27 protein-coding genes are annotated in these 22,613 nt (G+C 58.1%); 16 read left to right on the top strand and 11 right to left on the bottom strand.

Annotation, left to right across the window (positions count from 1 at the left end):
• Positions 1-6: 6 nt before the first annotated feature.
• Positions 7-1,647: an acyl-CoA carboxylase subunit beta gene (locus HMPREF2614_RS03590; protein ID WP_038626355.1), complete on the bottom strand. Its 1,641-nt coding sequence runs from the start codon at positions 1,645-1,647 to the stop codon at positions 7-9.
• A 126-nt stretch (positions 1,648-1,773) separates the two neighbouring features.
• Between HMPREF2614_RS03590 and HMPREF2614_RS03585 the strand changes: the two genes are divergently transcribed.
• From HMPREF2614_RS03585 to purE, 4 genes are all read left to right on the top strand, one after another.
• Positions 1,774-2,631 (top strand): biotin--[acetyl-CoA-carboxylase] ligase, encoded by an 858-nt coding sequence (locus HMPREF2614_RS03585; protein ID WP_080972820.1) that lies wholly within the window; start codon positions 1,774-1,776, stop codon positions 2,629-2,631.
• A gap of 6 nt (positions 2,632-2,637) precedes the next feature.
• Complete coding sequence (locus tag HMPREF2614_RS03580) at positions 2,638-3,099, top strand: YdbT family protein (protein ID WP_070560150.1); 462 nt, start codon at positions 2,638-2,640, stop codon at positions 3,097-3,099.
• Between the two features lie 30 nt (positions 3,100-3,129).
• Positions 3,130-4,419: a 5-(carboxyamino)imidazole ribonucleotide synthase gene (locus HMPREF2614_RS03575; RefSeq protein WP_083300193.1), complete on the top strand. Its 1,290-nt coding sequence runs from the start codon at positions 3,130-3,132 to the stop codon at positions 4,417-4,419.
• A 130-nt stretch (positions 4,420-4,549) separates the two neighbouring features.
• Positions 4,550-5,026: a 5-(carboxyamino)imidazole ribonucleotide mutase gene (purE, locus tag HMPREF2614_RS03570; protein WP_038629135.1), complete on the top strand. Its 477-nt coding sequence runs from the start codon at positions 4,550-4,552 to the stop codon at positions 5,024-5,026.
• 21 nt (positions 5,027-5,047) lie between these two features.
• On the opposite strand, the gene HMPREF2614_RS03565 is transcribed toward purE, so the two are convergent.
• From HMPREF2614_RS03565 to rpmB, 7 genes are all read right to left on the bottom strand, one after another.
• On the bottom strand, positions 5,048-6,658 hold the full coding sequence (locus HMPREF2614_RS03565; protein ID WP_038626348.1) for an FMN-binding glutamate synthase family protein: 1,611 nt from the start codon (positions 6,656-6,658) through the stop codon (positions 5,048-5,050).
• A gap of 53 nt (positions 6,659-6,711) precedes the next feature.
• Positions 6,712-7,437 (bottom strand): TIGR03089 family protein, encoded by a 726-nt coding sequence (locus HMPREF2614_RS03560; RefSeq protein WP_038626346.1) that lies wholly within the window; start codon positions 7,435-7,437, stop codon positions 6,712-6,714.
• Positions 7,438-7,491: 54 nt separating this feature from the next.
• The gene (locus HMPREF2614_RS03555) at positions 7,492-8,427 is read right to left on the bottom strand and encodes an AEC family transporter (protein ID WP_038626344.1); all 936 of its coding nucleotides are present in this window, start codon (positions 8,425-8,427) and stop codon (positions 7,492-7,494) included.
• A gap of 165 nt (positions 8,428-8,592) precedes the next feature.
• Positions 8,593-8,844: a 30S ribosomal protein S18 gene (gene rpsR, locus HMPREF2614_RS03550; protein ID WP_005511410.1), complete on the bottom strand. Its 252-nt coding sequence runs from the start codon at positions 8,842-8,844 to the stop codon at positions 8,593-8,595.
• A 14-nt stretch (positions 8,845-8,858) separates the two neighbouring features.
• Positions 8,859-9,164 carry a 30S ribosomal protein S14 gene (gene rpsN / locus HMPREF2614_RS03545; protein ID WP_005511414.1) on the bottom strand — a complete coding sequence of 102 codons (306 nt, stop codon included), beginning with the start codon at positions 9,162-9,164 and terminating at the stop codon, positions 8,859-8,861.
• A 3-nt stretch (positions 9,165-9,167) separates the two neighbouring features.
• Positions 9,168-9,332 (bottom strand): 50S ribosomal protein L33, encoded by a 165-nt coding sequence (gene rpmG, locus HMPREF2614_RS03540; RefSeq protein ID WP_005511413.1) that lies wholly within the window; start codon positions 9,330-9,332, stop codon positions 9,168-9,170.
• 2 nt (positions 9,333-9,334) lie between these two features.
• A complete protein-coding gene (gene rpmB / locus HMPREF2614_RS03535) occupies positions 9,335-9,571 on the bottom strand; it encodes a 50S ribosomal protein L28 (RefSeq protein ID WP_016423274.1) in 237 nt (78 codons plus the stop codon).
• Positions 9,572-10,046: 475 nt separating this feature from the next.
• Here rpmB and HMPREF2614_RS03530 point away from each other — a divergent pair, with 475 nt between their 5' ends.
• The 7 genes from HMPREF2614_RS03530 to HMPREF2614_RS10865 all read left to right on the top strand — a co-directional run bounded on the left by HMPREF2614_RS03530 (position 10,047) and on the right by HMPREF2614_RS10865 (position 15,335).
• Positions 10,047-10,313 carry a type B 50S ribosomal protein L31 gene (locus tag HMPREF2614_RS03530; protein ID WP_005511390.1) on the top strand — a complete coding sequence of 89 codons (267 nt, stop codon included), beginning with the start codon at positions 10,047-10,049 and terminating at the stop codon, positions 10,311-10,313.
• Positions 10,314-10,334: 21 nt separating this feature from the next.
• Entirely contained in the window at positions 10,335-10,508 is a 174-nt protein-coding gene (rpmF, locus tag HMPREF2614_RS03525) for a 50S ribosomal protein L32 (protein WP_005511439.1), read from the top strand.
• A gap of 239 nt (positions 10,509-10,747) precedes the next feature.
• A complete protein-coding gene (locus HMPREF2614_RS03520; RefSeq protein WP_005511429.1) occupies positions 10,748-11,440 on the top strand; it encodes a response regulator transcription factor in 693 nt (230 codons plus the stop codon).
• Positions 11,440-12,996 carry a HAMP domain-containing sensor histidine kinase gene (locus tag HMPREF2614_RS03515; RefSeq protein ID WP_038626342.1) on the top strand — a complete coding sequence of 519 codons (1,557 nt, stop codon included), beginning with the start codon at positions 11,440-11,442 and terminating at the stop codon, positions 12,994-12,996. Before HMPREF2614_RS03520 ends, HMPREF2614_RS03515 begins: the two co-directional genes overlap by 1 nt.
• 158 nt (positions 12,997-13,154) lie before the next feature.
• Positions 13,155-14,474 carry a S1C family serine protease gene (locus HMPREF2614_RS03510; RefSeq protein ID WP_038626339.1) on the top strand — a complete coding sequence of 440 codons (1,320 nt, stop codon included), beginning with the start codon at positions 13,155-13,157 and terminating at the stop codon, positions 14,472-14,474.
• A 142-nt stretch (positions 14,475-14,616) separates the two neighbouring features.
• Entirely contained in the window at positions 14,617-15,114 is a 498-nt protein-coding gene (locus tag HMPREF2614_RS03505) for a MogA/MoaB family molybdenum cofactor biosynthesis protein (protein WP_224786613.1), read from the top strand.
• 2 nt (positions 15,115-15,116) lie between these two features.
• Positions 15,117-15,335, top strand: coding sequence for a hypothetical protein (locus HMPREF2614_RS10865; RefSeq protein ID WP_080972822.1), 219 nt, complete (start codon positions 15,117-15,119; stop codon positions 15,333-15,335).
• Positions 15,336-15,394: 59 nt separating this feature from the next.
• Here HMPREF2614_RS10865 and mscL read toward each other — a convergent pair whose 3' ends face one another.
• From mscL to HMPREF2614_RS03490, 3 genes are all read right to left on the bottom strand, one after another.
• Positions 15,395-15,811, bottom strand: coding sequence for a large-conductance mechanosensitive channel protein MscL (gene mscL, locus HMPREF2614_RS03500; protein WP_038626335.1), 417 nt, complete (start codon positions 15,809-15,811; stop codon positions 15,395-15,397).
• Between the two features lie 251 nt (positions 15,812-16,062).
• Positions 16,063-16,524: an SAF domain-containing protein gene (locus tag HMPREF2614_RS03495; protein WP_224786612.1), complete on the bottom strand. Its 462-nt coding sequence runs from the start codon at positions 16,522-16,524 to the stop codon at positions 16,063-16,065.
• A gap of 189 nt (positions 16,525-16,713) precedes the next feature.
• Positions 16,714-17,388 (bottom strand): 5-formyltetrahydrofolate cyclo-ligase, encoded by a 675-nt coding sequence (locus tag HMPREF2614_RS03490; RefSeq protein ID WP_038626331.1) that lies wholly within the window; start codon positions 17,386-17,388, stop codon positions 16,714-16,716.
• Between the two features lie 133 nt (positions 17,389-17,521).
• On the opposite strand from HMPREF2614_RS03490, the gene HMPREF2614_RS03485 reads away from it, so the two are divergent.
• The 5 genes from HMPREF2614_RS03485 (at position 17,522) to HMPREF2614_RS03465 (ending at position 22,613) form a co-directional block, all read left to right on the top strand.
• The gene (locus HMPREF2614_RS03485; protein WP_038626329.1) at positions 17,522-18,496 is read left to right on the top strand and encodes a UTP--glucose-1-phosphate uridylyltransferase; all 975 of its coding nucleotides are present in this window, start codon (positions 17,522-17,524) and stop codon (positions 18,494-18,496) included.
• Positions 18,497-18,592: 96 nt separating this feature from the next.
• Positions 18,593-19,864: a molybdotransferase-like divisome protein Glp gene (gene glp / locus HMPREF2614_RS03480; protein ID WP_005511382.1), complete on the top strand. Its 1,272-nt coding sequence runs from the start codon at positions 18,593-18,595 to the stop codon at positions 19,862-19,864.
• 30 nt (positions 19,865-19,894) lie between these two features.
• Positions 19,895-20,527 carry a GNAT family N-acetyltransferase gene (locus tag HMPREF2614_RS03475; protein WP_038626327.1) on the top strand — a complete coding sequence of 211 codons (633 nt, stop codon included), beginning with the start codon at positions 19,895-19,897 and terminating at the stop codon, positions 20,525-20,527.
• Positions 20,528-20,700: 173 nt separating this feature from the next.
• Positions 20,701-21,972 carry a divisome protein SepX/GlpR gene (gene glpR, locus HMPREF2614_RS03470; protein WP_070560148.1) on the top strand — a complete coding sequence of 424 codons (1,272 nt, stop codon included), beginning with the start codon at positions 20,701-20,703 and terminating at the stop codon, positions 21,970-21,972.
• A 236-nt stretch (positions 21,973-22,208) separates the two neighbouring features.
• A complete protein-coding gene (locus HMPREF2614_RS03465) occupies positions 22,209-22,613 on the top strand; it encodes a DoxX family protein (protein WP_038629133.1) in 405 nt (134 codons plus the stop codon).

The raw sequence follows: 22,613 nt of genomic DNA, 5'->3' as shown, positions 1-22,613 counted from the left end.
CTGCTCTTACAGTGGAATATTGCCGTGCTTGCGCGCAGGCCACGGTACTTTCTTTGAAGTTAGAAGGCGCAGATTTTTTATCACCCGAGTTCGTGTCTCGGAGGGGAGGATGACTTCATCAATTAACCCCCGTTCGGCGGCGCGATAAGGCGTGAGCATGTGTTGCTCGTATCCCATTTCCAGTTCAGCAATGAGTTCTTTCACACTCTCGGGAGTGCCAAATCTATCGGCCGCTGGGTCTTTTGCGAGAGCTGCTTCGGTGGCGGTTCGAATCTCGGCACGATGGAGGAAGCGTACTGCGCCAGAGGCGCCCATCACGGCGATCTGTGCCGTCGGCCAAGCCAGATTTACATCCGCGCCGAGCCCCTTTGATCCCATCACGCAATACGCGCCGCCGTAGGCTTTGCGCATGGTGACGGTGATTTTAGGAACGGTTGCTTCTGCATACGCATAGAGCAATTTAGCGCCACGGCGCAGAATTCCCTGGTGTTCTTGATTCGAGCCGGGGAGAAAGCCTGGTACATCCACGAGAAAGACGAGTGGAATGTTGAAACAATCGCAGGTTCGAACGAATCGCGCGGCTTTCTCCGCTGCATCGATATCTAGGCAGCCCGCAAATTCCATGGGCTGATTAGCGACAAACCCAACGGATTGACCGTTGAGACGGCCAAGGCCAATTACGACATTGGCTGCCCGGTTTTCCTGGATTTCCAGGAACTCCGCATCGTCGCAAAGCGCGTAGATGACTTCATGCACGTCGTACGGCGTGGAAGGGCTGTCGGGAATGAGACTGTCGAGGGTGCGATCGGTGTCGGTGATCTCGTCACTGGCATTGGAATCCCAACTGGGCGCGGGGGAGGTTGTGTTGTTGGGGAGGTAGTCGAGCAAATCGCAGACCCAGTCGAGTCCATCCTGCTCGCTAGTGGCGGTGTAATGGGAGTTTCCGGCGAGCTCCATATGGGTGTCGGCGCCGCCAAGCTCGTGCTGGCCGATCTTTTCGCCAGTGACCGTTTCAATTACGTCAGGGCCGGTGACAAACATGCGGGAGTTTTCCTCCACCATGACAACGAAGTCCGTCAGCGCTGGGGAGTAGGCATTTCCACCTGCGCAGGCACCAAAAATGACTGAAATCTGCGGAATGACGCCGCTGGCACGAACGTTGTGGTGGAACGTCTGGGCAATAAAGTCCAGTGAGACTGCGCCATCTTGGATGCGGGCGCCGGCACCTTCGTACATGCCAATAACGGGACGGCCGGTAGTGATGGCAAGGTCCTGAATCTTGACCATCTTTTCGCCGTAGACCTCTCCGAGTGCACCACCGAAGATTGTGCCGTCCTGAGAGAAGATGCAGACCTCACGGCCGTCTATGGTTCCCCAGCCGGTGATAATTCCGTCAGTCACGGGGCGTTTGGCTTCCATTCCAAATGCGGTAGTGCGGTGGCGGGCTAGCGCATCGAATTCGACAAAAGACCCTTCGTCCAGCAGGTAGTCAATGCGCTCGCGGGCATTCATACGCTCAGTCAGTTTGAGCTTGTCGTAGCCTCGCGACCCCATCGGAGTCAGTGCAGCAGTGCGTCGGCGTAGAAGGTCTTCATTGAGAAAAGCGGTGGTGTGTTGCTCCGCCGTCAAACGTGAGGAAATAGTCATGTTATGGAATGTAGTGTTTGAGAAGGAAAATAGTAAAGCGGGTGAGCTGTGATGATTCTCACGCTGTCGTCCCCTTGAGAAAGGCCTCGACGCGCTGAATCCGGCCATAGCGCTAGACTGCTGTGCATGACCGACCCCCGAATTGTTGCTTCCCGCAAGCCTCTTGATGCCGCGCGTGTGCGCGCAGCCGCGCCGGGCTGGAGTTCCATTGAGGTTGTCGAAACCACTGGTTCGACCAATGCCGATCTTCGGAAACAGGCGGCACTGGGGCAGGTGGCAGATCTCAGTGCGCTCATCGCCTCGGAGCAGACCGCAGGTCGCGGTCGGCTGAGCCGTAGTTGGACAGCTCCGGAAGGTGCATCCATTGCGCTCAGCACACTGCTGCGCCCGCAAGGGCTCGCACCGGAGCAGCTGGGGCTCTTGCCCTTAGTCGCAGGTCTCGCAGTCGTCGATGCTGTTGTAGAGGTCGTGGGTCTGGTGCCTGAGCGCGTATCCCTGAAGTGGCCGAACGATGTCCTCGTTGACGGTCGTAAGCTCTGCGGAATTCTGGTAGAGGCTGCTTCGCTGACCCCACCAGCTCTCATTCCAGGAATCGGCATCAATGTTTCTCTGCAGGAAGACGAGTTGCCTGTGCCACACGCCACTTCGCTATACCTGGCGGGCGCAGACAATCTCGACCGCGACGACATCTCCGCTGGTGTGCTGCGTGCGCTGGGACGTCGTCAAGCACAGTGGCGAAAGGGCGATGCTGAGTTGCTGCGGGACTACGAGGCGGTGTGCGCGACCATCGGCTCGAACGTGCGCGTGGAGTTGCCGGGGGATCGCGTGCTGGTCGGCAAGGCGGTTGGTGTGCGTGCCGACGGCGAATTGATTGTCACCGACGAAGCTGGCACAAGCCACTTTGTTGCGGCCGGTGACGTGTTCCATGTTCGTGCCACTGACGGCGGCTATGCATCCCCGCAGACTGACTCGGACCGGAGGTAGTGCTGTATGGCCTTTCCCGATGATGAGTTGGACACGCGCGAGGCAATTCTGCTGGACACCAATCCAACTTTTGGTCGGCTGGTGTGGCCGCTCTTGGAGCTCATGGTTATCACCGGCGTCTGCTGGTTGCTGATTGGCTTTATCGACGGCCCTGCGATTGCTCCGGGAGACTTACAGGGTGTGCGTCAGCTGCTGCTGTTTGCGTGGCTGGGGCTTATTCTCTGGCGTGTTGTTCGTCCGGTACTAAGTTGGCTGGGGGAGCGGTTTGTGCTGACTGATAGGCGGATTATTTTGCGCCGCGGCATTGTACGTCCGCAGGTGGTCTCGATTGATCTGCGTTCGGTGCGTGCGGTCAATCGCAAAGGCGGAGTGTTGTATCTGCAGACACGCAGTTTCGGCCCGCCGCTGGCTGTGGAAGATATTCCCAGCTCTCGTAAGGTGGCGAAGTTGGTCTCCCGGTTGACTTAGAATTTTGGGTCATAACCTACAATCAGGGGTGTGATTGCTTCGGATACCCCTGAAAACTCCACTAATTCCACTTCTGATTCCGCTGCAGCGCTAACTGTTGCGCAGCACCCCGCGCATGCTGATGGCGTGCCGGTTGTGGCGGTGATTGGTGATGGTCAGCTGGCTCGCATGATGCAGACTGAGGCCATTGAACTGGGACAGTCCATCCGTTTGCTTGCCGGTTCGCCGGATTCTTCCGCAGCGCAGGTGTGTGCGGACGTTATCATCGGCGACTACCACGTCTGGGAGGACGTTGAACGCACTGTCGCTGGTGCGCAGGCCGTGACTTTTGACCATGAGCACGTTCCCACCGATTTTCTCAACAAGCTGACCGAGATGGGCTACTCGGTTCAGCCTCAGCCTTCAGCGTTGCTGTACGCGCAGGATAAGCTGCTGATGCGCCAGCGCCTGGAGGAACTGGGTGCTCCGGTACCTGCGTACGCTGCTATCGAGTCCGTCCAGGATGCCGAGGCCTTCTTCGACCGCGTTGACGGCGCCGTCTGCCTGAAGGCCCGCCGTGGCGGTTACGACGGTCACGGCGTGTGGTTCCCGAAGGACCGCGAGGACCTGCGCACGCTTGTCGACGAACTGTTGGGCAAGGACGTGCCGCTGATGGCCGAACGGAAGGTCGCGCTGGTTCGCGAGCTGTCGGCCATGTGTGCCCGCACACCGTCGGGTGAGGTCAAGGCCTGGCCAGTCCTCGAGTCTGTGCAGCGTGACGGCATCTGTGTTGAGGCAATCTGCCCGGCGCCGGGGCTTTCCGACGAGCTTGCGAGCACGGCCGAAAGACTCAGTGTGACCATCGCTTCCGAGTTGGGAGTAACCGGTGCGCTGGCAGTTGAGCTGTTCGAGACCGTCGATGCCGATGGCAATCCGGAGATCTACGTCAACGAGTTGGCGATGCGCCCGCACAACACTGGCCACTGGTCGCAGGACGGCTGTGAGACCAGCCAGTTTGAGCAGCACCTGCGTGCAGTTGCTGATATGCCACTGGGTTCCACTCGCCCGACTGCGCCGGTGACGGTGATGGTCAATACGCTCGGTGGTGATGAGGCCTCGGATGTGCCGATTGCGCAGCGCTTTGCTGAGGTTTGGCGCCGCTTCCCATCGGTGAAGATTCACTGGTACGGCAAGGATTGGCGCCCAGGACGTAAGCTGGGTCACGTCAATCTGTGTGGTTATGACGCAAGCGCGGAGGGCATTGCCGAGACCCGTCGAATTGCCAACCTAGCTGCTGGTTACGTAGTCGATGGAGTATGGGCAGACGGCTACACGGCATGAAGCTAGCGCCGATTAAAGCTAGTGCCTTTAAAAATTAGATTGCTATCTCAAGGAGACAACATTGGCTGAAGCAAACCAGGTGGCAAGCCCGAAGCTGGCCAACGCAACCGGTCCGTTGGTTGGTCTGATTATGGGGTCGGACTCAGATTGGCCGACCATGGAGCCGGCAGCTGAGGTACTGGCTGAGTTCGGAATTCCGTTTGAGGTAGGCGTGGTCTCTGCGCACCGTACTCCGGAACGCATGATTGATTATGCAAAGTCGGCCGCTGATAAGGGCTTGCGCTGCATTATTGCAGGTGCCGGTGGTGCTGCGCACCTACCGGGCATGGTGGCGTCTGCCACTCCGCTGCCGGTTATCGGCGTGCCCCGTGCACTCGAGAACCTGGAGGGCGTCGACTCGCTGCTGTCGATTGTTCAGATGCCGGGCGGCGTTCCGGTGGCAACCGTCGGCGTGGGCGGCGCTAAGAATGCTGGCCTGCTGGCTGTGCGTATCCTCTCGGCTGGTTACCCGGAGCTCATTGTGGCGATGGAGAACTACCAGGCCAATATGCGCGATGAAGTCCTGGAAAAGGACGAGCGCCTGCGCAAGAAGCTGATGGGTGAGTAGGGCGTCCAGCCAGCCCCCACGCTACCCGCGCATATGAACTGCGGGGTAGTGGAACGTGTCCGGGTCGGCGGTCTCCCAGGCTTCGGCCCAGTTGTGGAAGCGAGTTCCGCTCAGCAGCTCGCCTGGCTGCAGCCAGTTGTAGAGCTCCGCGTAGGTCTCACCGACCTGCTCATTGGTGCGCCGCAGCAGATGGGATGGCCCCAGCTCAGAGAAGCTATTCAGGCCCATCGATGCCAATAGGCTAGCTGCTTCCGCGACCGTGGCATTGTGATAGTTGGCCACACGCTGACCCTTGTCGTCGACATCCAAAGCCTTCCACAGACTCGGATCCTGGGTAGCCACACCCACCGGGCAGGTGTTGGTGTGACATAGCTGAGATTGAATACAGCCGGTGGCCATCATCATGCCACGAGCTGAGTTCACAAAGTCAGCGCCAATACACATGCGCTTAACAATGTCGAAGCCAGTAATGACCTTGCCGGATGCACCGAGCTTGATGCGATCTCGCAGACCGGCACCTACGAGCGCGTTATGGACGAGAATCAGACCGTCGGTAAGCGGCAGGCCAACGCGGTCGGAGTATTCCAGCGGCGCAGCGCCGGTGCCGCCTTCAGCGCCGTCGACGATGATGAAGTCTGGCGTGATGTTCTCTTCCAGCATGGCCTTGCACACGGCGAGGAACTCGAGCTGCGAGCCGACGCATAGCTTGAAACCGACCGGCTTGCCACCGTTGAGCTCGCGCATTGTGCCCATAAAACGAACAAGTTCACGCGGGGTGGAGTAGACACGGTGGTACGGCGGACTCATTACGCCCTTGCCAACTGGCACGTGGCGAGTAGCGGCGATCTCCTCATTGACCTTGTGGCCTGGCAGCATGCCACCGAGTCCCGGCTTTGCCCCCTGGCTAACTTTCAGATAGGTAGCCTTGACCTGCGAAATCTTAGCCTTTTCGCGGAACAGCTCCGGATCGAAGTCGCCATCCTCCGTACGCGCCCCGAAGTAGCCGGAACCCAGCTGCCAGTAGATGTCCGCACCGTACTTCAAGTGGTAAGGGCTGATAGCGCCCTCGCCAGTGTCCTGCACGAAATTGCCCAGTTTCGCGCCCTTATTCATTGCCATGACAGCGTTCGGGGACAGGGAGCCAAAACTCATGGCTGAAATATTGAAGATCGACGCGGAGTACGGCTGGGTGCAGTCCGGACCGCCAATATCTACGCGGGGATCTTCGATGACGTGCTGGCTCGGTGCCATGGAGTGGCGGACGTATTCGTAGCCAGGGGCGTTAATTTTGCGTTCAGTACCGAAGGACTTCTTTGAGGACAGCCCCTTCGCACGCTCGTAGACCACGGTACGAGTATCGCGGTCGAACGGAGCGCCGTCGAAGTTGCGCTCGATAAAGTACTGCTGCATCTCGGGGCGAATGGTCTCGCCCATGTAGCGCAGATGGCCAATGACCGGGAAGTTCCGCAAGATGGAGTGCTTCTTTTGAAGCATGTCATAGATAGCCACAACATCCAGGAAGAGGATGAAAGCCATCAGAATCCACCACCACGGGCTCAGATCCCATACAGCCAGTGCGCCCAAAACATTGATGAGGGCAAGAATCGCGAGAATATATGGTCGGGTAATCACAATTTCCAGATTATCGCGCCTGCCGAGAGCGCCTCTCGTCGGAGGGGATGTGATTAAATCACACGGGCTTTTTCGGCCGTAGAAATAGCAGCGACACGCTCGGTATCGCCGCCGCGCACGACGACGGCAGCACCGCCCTGAACCCAAGCCGACAGCACATTACGCGCCCATCTATCTCCGCTGACCTGTGAAGAATCAGGCACCAGCCAGCCGTCGGAAACGACGCGGGAACCGGGCGTGAGCTGCATCTCGTCCGCGTAATCGCCAGCTGATGAAAGCAGTTCTGCAGCCGACTTCTCCCCAATAACGGGGGTTTGGTCGGAGTCCGGGCCTGCGCCTAGATATGCGTCTGGGTGGAAACGAACTTCCGGACCGAAGTCAATGACTCCCGGTGGAATATCATCACCACATTCCACGACACCGCGGCCAAAGGGATCGTCGGTAAGCACTGCGATATAGGCGTCTGGGAACTTCTCTTCCCACGTGCTGACGTTAGTGACGGTGGTGAAAACAACCAGCGGCTCCTCATCACTAACGGTGACGCCAGCGCGCTCGCAGCCAAGAATGATACAGGCGGACTGCCAGATTAGTGGTAGATCAATCCATGCCTGGTCCCCGGCGACGAGGTCGAACTCATCGTGCAACATGTTGGCAATCTTGCAGGCCCAATTGTCCAGGGTCTGCGCCGACAAATCGGTACGACCGCCAGTAGTTTCGTCATAACAGGTCAAACGAGGCACCGATGGGTCGGCCTCGAGAAGTGTCTTCAGAATCTCCACGTCCCCAAGGGTAACGAGAATTGCGCGATGCCGTCGGCGTGAAGACCTAGCCTCCTAACTCAGCAGCAGGGTGAACAGCAGAACCGTCGGCAAGCAGGCGATTGTCGTAATCACGCCACAATCGCGTGCCTGCTCAAGGTTCCGGCCGAAGCGGGACGCGAATGTGTAGACATTTTGAGCAGTCGGCAAACCGGCGATAATCACGGCTGCCAGCAGCGCATGCCCGCTGAGTCCAAAGACGAAATGGCCGAACAGCAGAGCGAACGCTGGGTGGAGGAAAAGCTTCAGAGTCGACGCCACTACGACGGCGCGACGAGGGGAGTGGCCTGCTTCCATAAACGGCATACCATGCAGGCTGATACCGAAGGCCAGAAGTGCCATAGGCACCGCCGCCTGCCCCAATAGCCCCACCGGATGTGCCACGAACTGAGGTACTTCGATAGCAAACGCATTAATCGCAAGCCCCACCATCGCAGCCAGAAAAATAGGATTTTTCAGCGGAGCCATGATGACATTGCGGGGTCGAAAGCGGCCGCGGTTAGTGAGGATCTCCAGCACCGTCATGGAAGCGGGCGCATAAAAAGCAATCTGAAAAATAAGGGCCGGGACGACGGCGGTAGCGTCGTGAAGCACCGCGACCGCGATGGGCACACCGAGATTAGCGACGTTGTTGTAACTCGACGACATCGCGCCGACCACAGCATCAGCGCTGCGCTGTTTGAACATGGGTGCCACAAAGATTCGGTAGCACGCCGCCGTGGTCAAGGCAGACAGTGCCGCGACACCAAACGCCGAACCGAAGATGTTCGCCGAATCCGCCGTCGCGAGCGTGTGCGCGAGCATGCACGGCATCGCGATCCAGAACACGATCATGTTCAGGGTAAAAGATGCCCGCTTATCGACGATCTCACTGCGCCCAAACAGCCAGCCAACAATGATCAGTACTGCGACGGAACCAAAGCCGGTGAATATTTCGGTGAGAGCGGGCATAAGTGCATATTTTAGACAATAAAAAACGGACCCAATCCAATCCCCTCGGTGGGGAAGGACTGAGTCCGTTTTACGCTGTTATCGCATGTATCGTCATGCGGCCAGCGCGTAAATAAGGCCTTTCGGCGGGTATTCGAATGATCGGCTCCCGCCGACCAGCCATCTTTAGCGGCTGGTGAACGGCAGGAGTGCCATCTCGCGGGCGTTCTTCACAGCGGTAGCGACCTGGCGCTGCTGCTGCGGAGTCAGACCGGTGACGCGGCGAGAACGAATCTTGCCACGGTCAGAGATGAACTGGCGGAGCAGGTTAATGTCCTTGTAATCAACCTTCTCAACGCCTGCGGCCTTGAGTGGGTTCTTCTTCGGGCGGCGGGACTGCTCCATCCGCGCCTTCTTGTTAGAGTGATTGCGCTTCATTGGTGCTCCTCGACTTACCAGCTGGACTTACGGACGCCCGGGAGTTCGCCACGGTGGGCCATCTCACGAACGCGGACACGGGACAGGCCGAACTTGCGGAGGTAGCCACGCGGGCGACCATCTGCAGCGTCACGGTTGCGAACGCGAATCGGGGACGCGTCACGCGGCTGACGGTTCAGCTCGTACTGTGCGTCCATGCGCTCTTCGTCAGTGGAGTGCGGGGACTTGATGATGCGCTTCAGTTCAGCGCGACGTTCTGCATAACGAGCGACGATTTCCTTGCGCTGCTCGTTCTTGGCAATCTTGGACTTCTTAGCCATGAGTTAGCGCTCCTCGCGGAATTCGACGTGCTTGCGGACAACCGGATCGTACTTCTTAATGGTGATACGGTCCGGGGTATTGCGCTTGTTCTTACGGGTCACGTAGGTGTAACCGGTGCCCGCAGTGGACTTCAGCTTGATGATTGGACGAATGTCATTACGTGCCATTTTTAGATCTTCTCCCCACGTGCACGAATCTGAGCAACAACAGCTTCGATACCGTACTTGTCGATGGTCTTCAGACCCTTCGGGGACACATTCAGAGTGATGTGACGCCCCTCAGAGGCGAGGTAGAACTTCTTACGCTGCACGTTGGGGTTCCAACGGCGCGACGTGCGCCGGTGGGAGTGGGACACGGTCTTGCCGAAAGACGGCTTGCGTCCCGTAACCTGGCAAATCGCCGACATAGGGATTCCTTTGCTTCCTTGCCGCCCAATGCCGACATCACTGGTGCGCCACGCCGGATTATTGAGTAACCGAGGATTCCACCTGGCCTTTTCCGGGGCGCTGCCCATTGACACTCGACGCTGAGCGCGTAAACGAATAACTAGACAACAGCGAGAGAACAGTTTACACACGAGTTGCGGGATAACCTAATCGCTGTTCCACTGTGGTTTTCTTGGTGCAAATCTCTAATGTCGTCATAGAGTTCGTGCTTGTTGACGGGCGCCCGCCTGTCGACGGGCGTTAGCGCAGAGTCCTTTTTTTAATTTTTGGGCTCGAGCCTGTAATATTCCATCGAGTGTCACATGCCGGTTTGTAGAAATATTGACCTGGTGCGTGTCATTGTAAGTCGTGTTCGTACCCAACTCAGGCACGATTCTCCCGCTGTTAGCTGGGTGAAAGCGACCTGAAGTTCAATCCTGAGGGAAACGAGAATTAATGAAGAAGGACATCCATCCTGATTACCACCCGGTGGTTTTCAAGGACGCAGGCACGGGTCACTCTTTCCTTACCCGTTCCACCGCCACCTCCGACCGCACTGTCGAGTGGGAAGACGGTAACGAGTACCCGCTGATCGTCGTTGACGTCACCAGCGAGTCGCACCCGTTCTGGACCGGTGCTCAGCGTGTCATGGACACCGCTGGTCGCGTCGAGAAGTTCCAGCGTCGTTACGGTAACCGCATTCGCCGCGCGAAGAAGAACTAAGAATAGGAGGGGAATAAGAAAATGGCAGTACCAAAGCGTCGCATGTCGCGAGCTAACACCCGCGCCCGCCGTTCCCAGTGGAAGAGCAACAACGTCGCTCTCCAGGAAGTCAAGGTAAACGGCCGCGTCTACAACGTTCCTCGTCGCATCGCCAAGGCTGTTCAGCTCGGCCTGGTTGACGTCGAGAAGTTCTAACGCGCATCTTTAAGGATGCTGACATCGTTCCTCGCTGAATCCCAGAGCGCTTTGAGCGTGCAGAGTGCGTTCAGTGCGTAAGGAACGGTTGATAAAGAGCTTTTAACCTCACCCCATCGCTTGTACTTGGCGATGGGGTGAGGTTTTTCAGTTGTATGGCCCAGTTTTTGCGAGCTCTCTCACGAAGAATCTGTGTCACATTTACACTCACCTTATATTTTCAAGGCACAATGGGCAGTATGAAGATTTTGGTAGTTGATGACGATCAAGCGGTACGCGAAGCGTTGCGGCGATCGTTGACTTTTAATGGCTACACGGTCGAGCTCGCTGAGGATGGCGCAGAGGCCTTGGAAAAGATCGCCAAGGATCGTCCGGATTTAGCCATTCTGGATGTCATGATGCCGAAGCTCGACGGCCTCGATGTTTGCCGTCGGCTTCGCAGCGAAGGCGATGATTTGCCGGTCATGATGTTGACTGCACGTGATTCGGTCTCCGAGCGCGTAGCTGGTCTTGATGCCGGCGCAGACGACTACCTGCCTAAGCCTTTCGCATTGGAAGAGCTACTCGCTCGTGTGCGTTCACTCCTTCGTCGTTCTGCTTTGGAAGTGCCTGCGATGGAAGATGCCGCAACTCTGCAGTTTGAGGATCTCTCCCTTGACCCGGAAACTCGTGAGGTCTTCCGCGGTGAACGCCGCATTAGTCTCACTCGTACAGAATTTGCGCTGCTGGAATTGCTGATGAGCAACCCTCGGCGTGTACTCTCCCGTACCGCCATTTTGGAGGACGTCTGGGGGTATGACTTCCCGACGTCCGGAAATGCGCTTGAGGTCTACATTGGCTACCTGCGTCGCAAGACTGAGGCAGAGGGAGAGCCGCGTCTGATTCACACTGTGCGTGGTGTCGGTTATGTGATGCGGGAGACCGCACCGTGATGTTGCGCCGTCGTCGTTTGACCGGCGGTGGCGTGCAATCAGATCAGCGTTCCGCCACCGAGGTCACCCCGGGACAAGGTGCCGGTGAAAAGCAAGAGAAGTCCGCGGATGCTGAGAGGACGGTAGGGGAGTCCCTCGTTGATCTGCCCCGGAGTTCGCGTATCCCTTCACTGCGTTGGCGGCTGACCATTTTGACGGCGCTCATTGTGGCGATGTCTGTGGGGCTGATGACGTTGGCTGCGTTTTTTACTGTGCAGGCAACGCTGTACCGCGAAGTGGATAGTAACCTCCGTAGCCAGGCGGAAAAACTGCTTATGTCCCCGTATGCGTCGGAGTTTGCCATTGGTCCCTCTTTTGAGGCGGACTCAAACAGGATTCTGAACCCCGATTTGGATGCGGTGTACTTTGCCCACGGCAGTGTGGCGGGTAAGGGCGGTGGCTCAATCTCTATTGGTGGTCCGGAACTCGCAGTGTTGCGAGGGAATCGCCAGGAATCGATTCGTACCGATGAGTACAACGGCCGTCGTGTATATGCCGTCCGCGCCGAAGATGGTGCGACGCTGATTCTCTCGCAGGACTTGAACTCGACGCAGTCGGTCTTGAAATCGCTCGGTGCAGTGCTGCTGAGTATTTCTGCAATCGGAATTCTCTTCGCCATCGGATCAGGTATTACGGTGGCAACAACGGGTCTGCGTCCGGTCACTCGGTTGCGCATTGCCGCGGAGCGAGTAACGGAGACCGATGAGCTGCGCCCAATCCCTGTGGAGGGCGACGATGAGCTTGCGCGCTTTACCCGCAGCTTCAATGAGATGTTGGCTGCACTTCAAGCGTCGCGCATTAAGCAGGCGGAGCTGGTTGCAGATGCTGGTCATGAGTTGAAGACCCCGCTGACGTCGTTACGCACAAATATTGAACTGCTGATGATGGCCTCCCGCTCGGGAGCGGCAATCTCGGATGCGGATCGCGCGGATCTGGAAGCTGACGTCATCGCACAGCTGGAAGAGTTGTCGACATTGGTTGGTGACCTCGTCGATTTGGCACGCGAAGATGGGCCGCAACAGGTTATTGAACATGTCGATGTCGATGAAATCATTTCCACGTCGTTAGCGCGTGTTGAACGTCGTCGGCCGGATATCACTTTCGACGTGCAGACCACTCCGTGGTATGTCTACGGGGATCCGGCGGGGCTTGGCCGGGCAGTTTTGAACTTGATGGACAACGCTGCAAAGTGGTCGCCAGAAAATGGCACCGTGCGGGTTCGTCTGACGCCACTCAGCGAGGTTGTCGCTGAATTCACGGTGGCGGACTCGGGGCCGGGTATCCCGAAGGAAGATCGTCACAAGGTCTTCGAGCGGTTCTACCGTTCCATTCAGTCACGGTCTATGCCTGGATCCGGCCTGGGGTTGGCCATTGTGAAGTCAGTCATCGTCCGCCACGGGGGCACGATTACTGCCGATGAATCCGACGATGGCGGTGCTTTGATGCGGGTGACGCTGCCGGGCAGCCCGTACAGCGGGAGAGATGAAGACTCCGATTCAGCTCAAGAGCCTAGCTAGAAACGCATATCCCCACGTCAAAGTCGATGTAATCCCCGCTGCGTGCGGCCTTTTAAGGAAGTGCGTGGCGGGGATTCGGTGTTTCATTCGGGGAATTTTCGGCGAGACTGCAGACTGCTCTCAGCCAATTGTTAGACAGACAGTGCAAGGTATTACGTATGAGCAACTCTTTCAACGATTCCTCGCGAGGAGATGAGCGGGGACACTACTCCTCGCAGTCTCACAACTTCAGCGAGAACCGTGCCATGGGGGATGCTGGTGAGACAAGCCAGTTTTCTGTCAATGAGCGCGGCTGGGAGAATTCCCACTACAACACCATCCCGTCTCAGCCGAACGGCGCTTACGGAGGCGGTTCAGAGTGGGACGTTCCGGCCAATCAGCAGAAGACCAAGGGTGCCCAGGGGGCTAAGGGCATGGGGGCGCTGGCAGTCGCTGCCCTGATGCTGTGCTCGGCCGGTATTGGTGGCGGTGTCGGCGCATGGGTAGTTCACAACTCGCAGTCGTCGGTCCCCGCGGACAACGCGCTGGATAAGCCTGCGGAAACCCGCCAGGTAGCAGCAGCTGAGGGGTCCGTGGAGAAGGTCGCGCAGAAGGTCCTTCCCAGTGTCGTCTCCATCACCACTGCCTCGGAGCGGGGCACGGCGTCGGGGTCAGGCTCCATTCTGTCGTCCGACGGTCTGGTCCTGACGAATAATCACGTCGTCGCAGGCGCGGGCCCGGACGCACAAATGGAAGTCTTGCTGGCCGACGGCACGACGCACCCGGCAACTCTGGTTGCAGGGGATGCAGCTACTGATATCGCCGTTATTCGAATTGAAGGTGTCAACGGGCTGCGCCCAATTTCACTGGGCAATTCCTCGCAGGTCCAGGTTGGCCAGGAAGTGGTGGCCGTTGGCTCGCCACTGGGACTGACCTCCACCGTTACGCAGGGCATTGTCTCCGCTAAGAATCGTCCGGTCACCGCCGCGGGTGAAGACGGTCAGTCCTCGGTCATTGATGCAATCCAGACCGACGCGGCGATTAATCCGGGTAACTCCGGTGGAGCGCTAGTGGATATGGAAGGCAACCTTATCGGTGTGCCCAGCGTGATTGCCTCTAACAGTGCGGGATCGGAGCAAGCGGGCAGCATTGGCCTTGGTTTCGCTATTCCGGTTAATCAGGCTCGTCGCATAGCGGAAGACCTGATTGATTCCGGTAAGGCCCGGATGCCTGTCATTGGTGCCCAGATTGATTCGCGTCCGATTGCACGTGGTGCACTGGTGCGGGAGGTAACGCCAGGCGGCCCAGCTGACAAAGCGGGACTGAAAGACGGTGACCTGATTACCAAGGTTGATGACCGCACACTTGACAACGGCGTTGCACTAATTGCGGCTATCCGCTCGCATCGGATCGGGGATTCTGTCACACTTACAGTTACAGATGAGCGAGGCGGCAACGAGCGAACAGTCGATGTCACCTTGGCAGAAGCCCAGGATTGATAAGCAGCGTGGTGGAGTAGTAGCTCACCATCTGTAAAAGATTTTCGAGTGAAACTTCGAGTGTAGAGCTGTGGGAGAAAGCGAGTTAGAGCAGATGAGTGAAACTGTGAGTACTGAGCCAAGTGACGTTAACCTCGCTGAGATGGAGCGTCTTATCAACGACGACGGCCAGGTCCGAAATGCGTTTGTAGTCCTCGTGGGCGATCATTTCGAGAACCCGGATGCTGCGGCTTCGCTCATGGTTGAGCTGTTGGAAGAAGACGGCTACTCGGTCGATGCTGTGGTCAGTACGGGTGCAGTGAAGCGTGAGATCCGGAAGGCGCTCGATACCGCTGTTGTTGGTGGCGCGGATTTGGTCGTCACGGTGGGAGGCGTTGGCGTTGGGCCTCGTGCGAAGACCCCGGATGCCACTCGCAAAGTTCTCGATGTACGACTGCAGGGCATTGAGCAGGCTATTCGTAACTCCGGTATGGGAGCCGGCGCCTTGGATGCGGGGCTGTCACGCGGGTTGGCTGGTGTGTCCGGTCAGACGGTGATTATCAATCTCGCGGAGTCGCGCGCTGCAGTGCGCGATGGCATGGCGACAATTCTCCCGCTGGTCTCTCATGTGCTTGATGATCTCTGCCGCTGGAGCGTCTAGGAATGGGCGACGCCAATCAGCCCAATCAGCCCGAGCAAGCTGCGCCGCGCAGTGGCAGTCGTAGGCAACGTCGTCGCGCAGGTGCACCGGCGAAAAACTTTGCCCAGTCGCGCAGTGCGAAAACCGCGCGCACAGTGCGCTATCACGATGAATCTCCGGAGGATGCTCGTGGTTTTGATGCGGACTACTGGACAAAACAGCGCCCACCCCATTGGGGATGAGCGCTGTGCAAAGGCGTTAGTTGGCTTCTTGTCGGAAGGTCTCAACTAACAGCTAGAGGCTAGTTCAGTTCCGACTTCGGCTTGCCGTTCTGTTCTGCCAGCAGGTCACGAATCTCGGTCAGCAGGTCAGCCTCGGTGACCTCCGGCTCAGCGGAGGTCTCCAGGCGAGCCTCACGCATCGAGTTGAACTTGTTCATCGGAGCAACGATGACGAAGTAGACAACCGCTGCGACCAGCAGGAAGTTGATTACTGCGGTGATGACAGCTGCAAAGTCAAGGTAGGTCGACGGGTTGCCGCTGATGATTTCGAAGCCAAGGCCAGTAACCTCAGCGCCACCGATGGTGTTCAGCAGCGGCTCGAGCAGGCTTTCGGTGAAAGCAGTGACGATTGCGGTGAACGCAGCACCGATGACAACACCGACCGCCAGGTCGATGACGTTGCCGCGCATGATGAACTCTTTAAAGCCCTTAAGCATAGGAAATTTCCTTCTGTAGAAACGGAACAAACCAAACGAGACCTGTGAGTCATCGCGTAGCTCAATGCAGGCCCATACGATTTCAGAAACAGGGAAGTGCGCTGTCCGGCAGTGTCACTCTTCTTAGTTCTAATCGTAATTTTGAATTGCCGAGCCATTGTATCCCGACACCAAGTTATGGGACAAGTCAACTTTCTACGGAAAACGCTGTTCAGGGCCATGAAATCTTGTAATCAGTGAGACTTTGGTCACTAACCCGAGAGTAACAGTGTGAGCGGGGACGTTAGCGATGTCGCTGCCACCACCTCCGCGGCACCAGTGGGCAGTGCAACCAAAACCACCTCTTCGTCGACGATGTTGACCACCTTTGCCCCGTGTGCAAGCGGCGCTGCCATCCCGCGCTCATCCGCGGTCGACACAATATCCACGCTGTCACCAGTGCGAAGAGCGGACACGATGCCCACATCAGTCAACGTGATGGCAATAATTTTGCTTTCCGACATCCCAGTCAACGACTTGGCTAGTGATGGGCCGACCATTCGCTGCTCTGTAAGTATCTCTCCTGGTGACATGCCGGTGGCCAGGGTGCGTCCCCGCACAGCAGCGATGTCCGTTACGGCCCCGCCAGGAACGAGATCCCGGGGAATGTCCTTGAAAGCCACATCTTGTTCTGCCACCGATGCGCCACCGGCAATGGATTTGGCGCTAATCATGACCCGGATATGGCCGCTGCGAGGTGTCAATGACTCCACCGCCGCCAGTCCGACGGCACATAGGAAAACTGTGACTGCAACTATTCGCCGAATAGTTGCGGGGCGGGGCTTTCGGAATGGACGCGGAAACCGGGACGAGTGTTTTGGGTTCATATTAAGTTAGGCGCGAAAAACCCGGAATCGGTTCCATTAAACCTGTGAAATCCCCGCTGGCGTGATCACATAATCGGCGGGAACGTCGTGCTCATCGTAGGCAAGCTCCGTGCGCAACTCGGTGTCGAAAACCGCAACAGCGATGACAGCAGCTCTCGCCCCATCCGTATCGCCGTCGCGTCGAGCGAAAACCAAGCTGCGATCGTAATAACCAGCGCCACGCCCTAACCGCATCCCAGTTTGGGGGTCGGCCGCAACTGCCGGCAGAATAATGGCGTCGGCAACACCTAGCTCCTTCGGGCCGGCGGCGCTTTCCATCGAAACAGGTTCCAAGAGTCCAAATCGCCCTTTGCTGAAGCCGTCGGTGTAGTAACCCCAGTGCAGCGGCTGTGGCGGACCGGGCGGGCAGACGGGAAGCAGAATTCGTGCTCCGGGAACCGCGTTGGCCAAAGCCTCCACAAAGCCCTGGCCGGGCTCACCATCAGTCGAACTAGAAACGCTTGCACCGGGCTCGTCGCCAGCGGGGACATAAGCGGCGATGACGGGTTTTGTGAGGTCACCGACGGTATTGGATAACCATTCTTGCAACCGCTGTACCAGTGCTTCGTCGTCAAGCATGCGCTCACGCTGCCCCTTGGCGGCGCGTGCGGCGAGTACCTCGTGCCGTGTGCGGGTTTTGAAATCGGACGTGGTTTCGGGAAGCGGAGCCATACCTGCAAACCTACTCTGTCAGGTAGGGGAGCGGCCTCGGTCGTCAGCGCAGGAGAAAATTTCTGATTGACGCGTTGAAAAAAGCGGGGTCAGCCTCCGAGCAAATGGAAGTTATATAGGTATCGTTGCCATTATGGTCTCATCGTCTAAAGAGTCTGGTTCGGACATGACTACTCCGGTTCGAACTGTCATCGTTCCTGCCGCGGGCATGGGTACGCGATTCTTGCCTGCCACCAAGACAGTGCCGAAAGAATTGCTGCCCGTGGTTGATACGCCGGGCATCGAGATGATTGCTGAAGAGGCCGCCGCCACTGGTGCGCAACGCCTGGCTATTGTCACGGCGCCGAGTAAGGATGGCGTGCTGGGGCACTTCGACCCACGCCCGGATCTTGAGCAGACTCTCGCCGAGCGTGGCAAGGACAAAATTGCAGCGAAGGTACGCCGCGCCACCGAGGTCATTCGCGTGGAATCCGTTGTCCAAGATCGACCGCTGGGCCTGGGGCATGCGGTGTTGGTCGCAGAGCCGCTGCTCGAAGACGATGAGGACAGCGTTGCTGTCATGCTTCCCGACGATCTCGTGCTCCCAGTGGGCGTGATGGATCGCATGACGGAAGTGCGCGAGCGCTTTGGCGGCTCGGTGCTATGTGCGCTGGAAATTCCTCACGAAGAGGTCTACAACTACGGTGTCTTCGATATTGAGGACGCCACCCCGGCGGAGTCGGGTGAGCTCGGTGAGAACGCGGCTGATGCTGATGCTTGGGACGATGTGAAGCGAGTCAAGGGCATGGTGGAAAAGCCGGACCCTGCGGATGCTCCATCCAACTTCGTGGCAGTCGGACGTTACTTGCTCGATCGTGCCATCTTCGATGCGCTGCGCCGCATCCCGCGCGGTAAGGGCGGCGAATACCAGCTCACCGATGCAATTGAGCTGCTGATTCAAGAGGGGCATCCGGTTCATGTGGTCGTCCACAAGGGGTTCCGCCATGACCTGGGAAATCCTGGTGGCTTCATTCGCGCTTGCGTAGACTTTGGACTCAGGCATCCGGACTACGGCGAGGGGCTGCGCGAGTATATGCAGCAGCGTCTGGCGCAGGATGAACAGGCTTAAAGCCTTTTTATAGAGGCTGTACTTATCTAGAGGCTTGTACTGAGAAGCTGAATAGCCATAAAGCGCACCGCGGGTTGGTGCCGAGGAAGGTAAAACATGCGTTCTGTGGAAGAACAGTTGGCGGCAATCACCGCGCACGCTGTGATGCCTGATCCTGTGCGCGTTGCTATTTCGGAATCCCTCGGCATGCTGTGCGCTGAAGATGTCATCGCAGAGCAGCCGTTGCCGGGATTCGTGCAGTCAGCAATCGATGGTTATGCAGTGCGCGCTGTCGATATCGTCGGCGAATCTGGTTCTTTACCTCCGGATGCGCGTCAGAGTGATGTTGATTTTCGCGAGGTCGAGCTGCCTGTTGTCGGTGAGGTGACAGCCGGCTCTCACCACCCGATGCGTCTCCAGCCGAAGCAGGCCGTGCGCGTACAAACTGGTGCGCCGCTGCCATCGCTTGCCGACGCTGTCGTGCCCCTAAACTGGACCGACCGCGGTGGCCGTCGAGTTAATGTTCTCCATCCGGTCTACTCCGGTGACTTTGTGCGGAAGGTCGGCGACGACGTGCAGCCGGGTGACGTGGCGGTGTCTTTGGACTCGGTAATTTCGCCGTCGCAGGTTGGATTGTTGGCAGCAGTGGGGCGTTCGAAGGTTTTGGTGCACCCCAAGCCGCGTATGTCCGTGATTTCCATTGGTAATGAGTTGGTCGATGTTGACCGCACGCCAGGCCTCGGTCAGGTCTACGACGTCAACTCCTACGCGTTGGCAGCAGCCGGCCGCGATGCTGGGGCCGAGGTGCACCGAGTGGGTATTGCCACCGGTGAGCCCCGTCGCATCCGGGAAATCATCGAGGGCCAGCTCATTCGCAGTGAGCTCTTGGTCATCACGGGGGCTGTCGGCGGTGCCGCGGGTGAGCAGATTCGCCGTGTGCTGGCTGAATTGGGCGAGGTTGATGTTTCCCGCATCGCTATGCATCCTGGTTCGGTCCAGGGCTTTGGTCTGCTGGGAGATGACAAGATTCCAACGTTCCTGCTGCCGTCGAACCCGGTCGGCGCATTGGTCGTTTTTGAGGTTATGGTTCGTCCCCTCATTCGACTGGCCCTGGGTAAGCGCAATCCTCGCCGCCGCGCTGTCACAGCTCGTGCTGTCGGCCCGATCGAGTCGGCGGAGAAGCGTCGCGGGTATATCCGTGGTCAGCTCATGCGTGACCGTGAGACCGGCGAATACATGGTGCAGCCGCTGGGAGGTTCCGGCGGTGCGCAAGCCCACCTTCTGGCCGGCATGTCGGAAGCCAACAGTCTCATCGTGATTCCGGAAGACGTGCTACACGTGCGTCCTGGAGATGTCGTTGACGTGCTGTTCATGGCGCGCCAAGCCTAACCACACCCCACTACCGCGAGTATCGTTGCTGTGCGTACTTCCCGTCTAATAACCAGTGGCGGCCGAGTCCGCCTGCGTGTGCCAGAGCGAACTGATGCCTCTACATGGCGGGCACTGCGGCTGCGTGATGAGCCCATTTTGCGGCCTGTGGAGCCAACCCTCGACGACGACTGGGATAACGCCCACAAGGTTTCCGTTTTCCGCCGTAACCTTCGCAGTTGGCGTCGTTCAGAGGCGGCGGGGGAAATGTTTGTTTCCACCATTGAGGTAGACGGCCAGTTCGCCGGCATGCTCACGCTCGGAGGCATTACGCCTTTCCCCGTCGCTCACGCCTGGATTGGCTATTGGGTCGGCAGCAGCTTTACATGTGGAGGAGTCGCCACTGCTGCAGTGGCGTTGGCGTCGGATTATGCCAAGAAAGTTGGCGTCCACCGAATTGAAGCGACTGTGTTGGACAGCAATGTCCCGTCGATACGCGTGCTGGAAAACTGTGGGTTCGAGTATGAGGGCGTGGCGCGGGAAGCCTTCCATATGGATGGTGCGTGGCGCGATCATCTGACCTATGCGCGGGTGGGGGAGGACAGTGCAGTGGACCTCATCGTGGCGAGTGGTCGTGCGCAATATGAAGAGGCGGAGAAATACCCACCGCAACGGCGCGCCTGAGTAGTCTGAGCAGCGCACGCCGATAGGGTGATGACAACTCTACTATTGGGCGAGTTCGCTCTAGATACGCTGGCTGCCTTCGTAAATGCCTCTGTGGAAGGGCATGTGGGCGGTGTATTTGGGCCGGGGAGAGACGGCGAAACCCCGGGCGAAGTCGCAAGGAGACGCAGAATATGTCAACTTCTCTGTTGCTGATACTCATCGTTGTACTGTGGCTGTTTGTGCTGGCCCCGCTGGTGGTCAATACGCGCAAGCCGATTCGTCGTACATCCGATGCGCTAGGTAAGACCCGCGTGCTGCATCGTGGTGGCGAGGAGCTGGCCACGACGCGCCGCCGTCCGTCTTTTAAGGAGTCGGACGTGCGCGTGGCCGAAGAAGTCGACGATTCTCTCGAAACCGTTGACGCGCAGGTCGACGATGACTTCGATGTCAGCGACGTGCTTATCGACGACACCGTGGACGAGGCGGCCGACCCGGCCGTCGTCGACGGCGATATCGTCTACGAGCTGGAAGCAGCAGATGCAGAGGAGGAGGCCCCGCAGGCGGATGATTCCGCTACCGAGGAAGCCACTGCTGAGTCTTCTGACCGCTCTGACATGGACGTATCCGATGATGAATCTGCAGACCAGTCGCTACAGGCTGTCGTTGATGACGAGGATGCTGAATCTGACTCCGCCGTCGCCTCCGCCGAAGGTGACGTGGTTCGTGCAGATGAGTCTTCTTCCGATGTGAGCGTTGACGTTCGCCGTCAATTCGTCGACGCCGATGACTTGATGTTCGAAGATGCTGTTGAATCTGACGCTGATTCCGGTGCCGCGGCTGACGCTGAGCACGTTGACGCTGAGGCTCTCTCTGAGACTGAAGAGGAAGCAGACACCGTAGACGAGCAGGCAGAACTCGATGCGACCGTCGAGAACGACAGTGACCACGCTGTCGAGTCCAACGATGACGCAGTCGCTGTCGATGACACCTTGACCGAAGATGATTACGCGTTCGCTGAGAAGCGCCGTGGTCGCGGTGGGTTCGATCCGATTTCGGATGCCCAGTACGCTGAGACTCGCTTTGCTCGCCGCCGCCGTTCTGTTGCTGGGCTGGCAGCGTTTATCGCAGTCACGGTCATCATCGCTGCTTTCGCCGGTGGTTGGACCTGGTGGATTCCACTGGTCGGCGTCGGCTTGATGACCCTGTACCTGGTCAACCTGCGCCGCACCGTGCGTGCAGAGCAGGAACTGCGGGCTCGCCGAATTCGCCGTATGAAGATGGCCCGCCTCGGTGTGCGTAACCGCGAGGATGATGAGCTGGGAATTCCACAGCGACTGCGCCGTCCCGGCGCGGTAGTAGTCGAGCTTGATGATGAGGACCCGGATTTCGCAGATCTGGCCTACACTGACTACCGCTTTGATGACGACGATTACGACGAAATGCCGCAGGCTCGCGTGAGCTAGTCCTGTGAGCTGAGCCGTAGAACAACCTTAAAGTTGTCTGAGCACGTCAGCGCGATTTTTTGTTAGAAACTCGGCCTGTTACGATGTCACTACCTAAGACATGACACACCGGGTGTGTTTGGCGGAAGGCTTCTCCCGAGGGGTTGGGAGAAGCCTTTTTGCATGTTAAAGTCGCTGGCCTTTCGCTGCCGCAGTGCTACCGTGCTTTGACCGTGCCGTCGGGTAGCATGTCCCTCATGGATCGACCGGTAATGCGCGATATCGCGCTCGTGATTCTCCGCCTAATACTCGGAATTATCTTCATCTGCCATGGCTGGGACAAGATTTTTATCACCGGTATTGACAAGACGACCGGTTACTTTGTCGCTGCGAATATCCCGCAGGCGCACTTGACGGTCTGGGTTGTCGCTCTAGTCGAACTGGTCGGAGGCGCGTTGCTGATTCTGGGACTCTTGGCCCCGACGGTGGCGATGGTCTTCATCATTGAAATGATTGGTGCCTGGTGGTCGATGCACCTGGGCAATGGTCTGTTTATCCGTGACAACGGTGCGGAGCTCGTGATGTCACTCATCGGTGGGCTGGTGATGATTTTCGTTTTCGGAGCCGGCCGTTTCAGCTTGGACAGGCAATTCATCAGATAA

This window comes from Corynebacterium sp. HMSC074C11 (assembly GCF_001809455.1).
Taxonomy (GTDB): domain Bacteria; phylum Actinomycetota; class Actinomycetes; order Mycobacteriales; family Mycobacteriaceae; genus Corynebacterium; species Corynebacterium amycolatum.
Note: the sequence above shows the minus strand (reverse complement) of the source record. Positions and strands in the feature narration are given on the sequence as shown.

Bases quoted from the DNA above. Each gene is read 5' to 3' on its own strand.
- HMPREF2614_RS03510 (WP_038626339.1), top strand. From the start codon at position 13,155: ATGAGCAACTCTTTCAACGATTCCTCGCGAGGAGATGAGCGGGGACAC.
- rpsR (WP_005511410.1), bottom strand. From the start codon at position 8,844: ATGAAGCGCAATCACTCTAACAAGAAGGCGCGGATGGAGCAGTCCCGC.
- HMPREF2614_RS03515 (WP_038626342.1), top strand. From the start codon at position 11,440: ATGTTGCGCCGTCGTCGTTTGACCGGCGGTGGCGTGCAATCAGATCAG.
- HMPREF2614_RS03590 (WP_038626355.1), bottom strand. From the start codon at position 1,647: ATGACTATTTCCTCACGTTTGACGGCGGAGCAACACACCACCGCTTTT.
- HMPREF2614_RS03585 (WP_080972820.1), top strand. From the start codon at position 1,774: ATGACCGACCCCCGAATTGTTGCTTCCCGCAAGCCTCTTGATGCCGCG.
- glp (WP_005511382.1), top strand. From the start codon at position 18,593: ATGCGTTCTGTGGAAGAACAGTTGGCGGCAATCACCGCGCACGCTGTG.
- mscL (WP_038626335.1), bottom strand. From the start codon at position 15,811: ATGCTTAAGGGCTTTAAAGAGTTCATCATGCGCGGCAACGTCATCGAC.
- HMPREF2614_RS03490 (WP_038626331.1), bottom strand. From the start codon at position 17,388: ATGGCTCCGCTTCCCGAAACCACGTCCGATTTCAAAACCCGCACACGG.
- HMPREF2614_RS03580 (WP_070560150.1), top strand. From the start codon at position 2,638: ATGGCCTTTCCCGATGATGAGTTGGACACGCGCGAGGCAATTCTGCTG.
- glpR (WP_070560148.1), top strand. From the start codon at position 20,701: ATGTCAACTTCTCTGTTGCTGATACTCATCGTTGTACTGTGGCTGTTT.
- purE (WP_038629135.1), top strand. From the start codon at position 4,550: ATGGGGTCGGACTCAGATTGGCCGACCATGGAGCCGGCAGCTGAGGTA.
- rpsN (WP_005511414.1), bottom strand. From the start codon at position 9,164: ATGGCTAAGAAGTCCAAGATTGCCAAGAACGAGCAGCGCAAGGAAATC.
- rpmB (WP_016423274.1), bottom strand. From the start codon at position 9,571: ATGTCGGCGATTTGCCAGGTTACGGGACGCAAGCCGTCTTTCGGCAAG.
- HMPREF2614_RS10865 (WP_080972822.1), top strand. From the start codon at position 15,117: ATGGGCGACGCCAATCAGCCCAATCAGCCCGAGCAAGCTGCGCCGCGC.
- HMPREF2614_RS03465 (WP_038629133.1), top strand. From the start codon at position 22,209: ATGGATCGACCGGTAATGCGCGATATCGCGCTCGTGATTCTCCGCCTA.
- HMPREF2614_RS03520 (WP_005511429.1), top strand. From the start codon at position 10,748: ATGAAGATTTTGGTAGTTGATGACGATCAAGCGGTACGCGAAGCGTTG.
- HMPREF2614_RS03485 (WP_038626329.1), top strand. From the start codon at position 17,522: ATGGTCTCATCGTCTAAAGAGTCTGGTTCGGACATGACTACTCCGGTT.
- HMPREF2614_RS03505 (WP_224786613.1), top strand. From the start codon at position 14,617: ATGGAGCGTCTTATCAACGACGACGGCCAGGTCCGAAATGCGTTTGTA.
- HMPREF2614_RS03555 (WP_038626344.1), bottom strand. From the start codon at position 8,427: ATGCCCGCTCTCACCGAAATATTCACCGGCTTTGGTTCCGTCGCAGTA.
- rpmG (WP_005511413.1), bottom strand. From the start codon at position 9,332: ATGGCACGTAATGACATTCGTCCAATCATCAAGCTGAAGTCCACTGCG.
- rpmF (WP_005511439.1), top strand. From the start codon at position 10,335: ATGGCAGTACCAAAGCGTCGCATGTCGCGAGCTAACACCCGCGCCCGC.
- HMPREF2614_RS03495 (WP_224786612.1), bottom strand. From the start codon at position 16,524: ATGATTAGCGCCAAATCCATTGCCGGTGGCGCATCGGTGGCAGAACAA.
- HMPREF2614_RS03530 (WP_005511390.1), top strand. From the start codon at position 10,047: ATGAAGAAGGACATCCATCCTGATTACCACCCGGTGGTTTTCAAGGAC.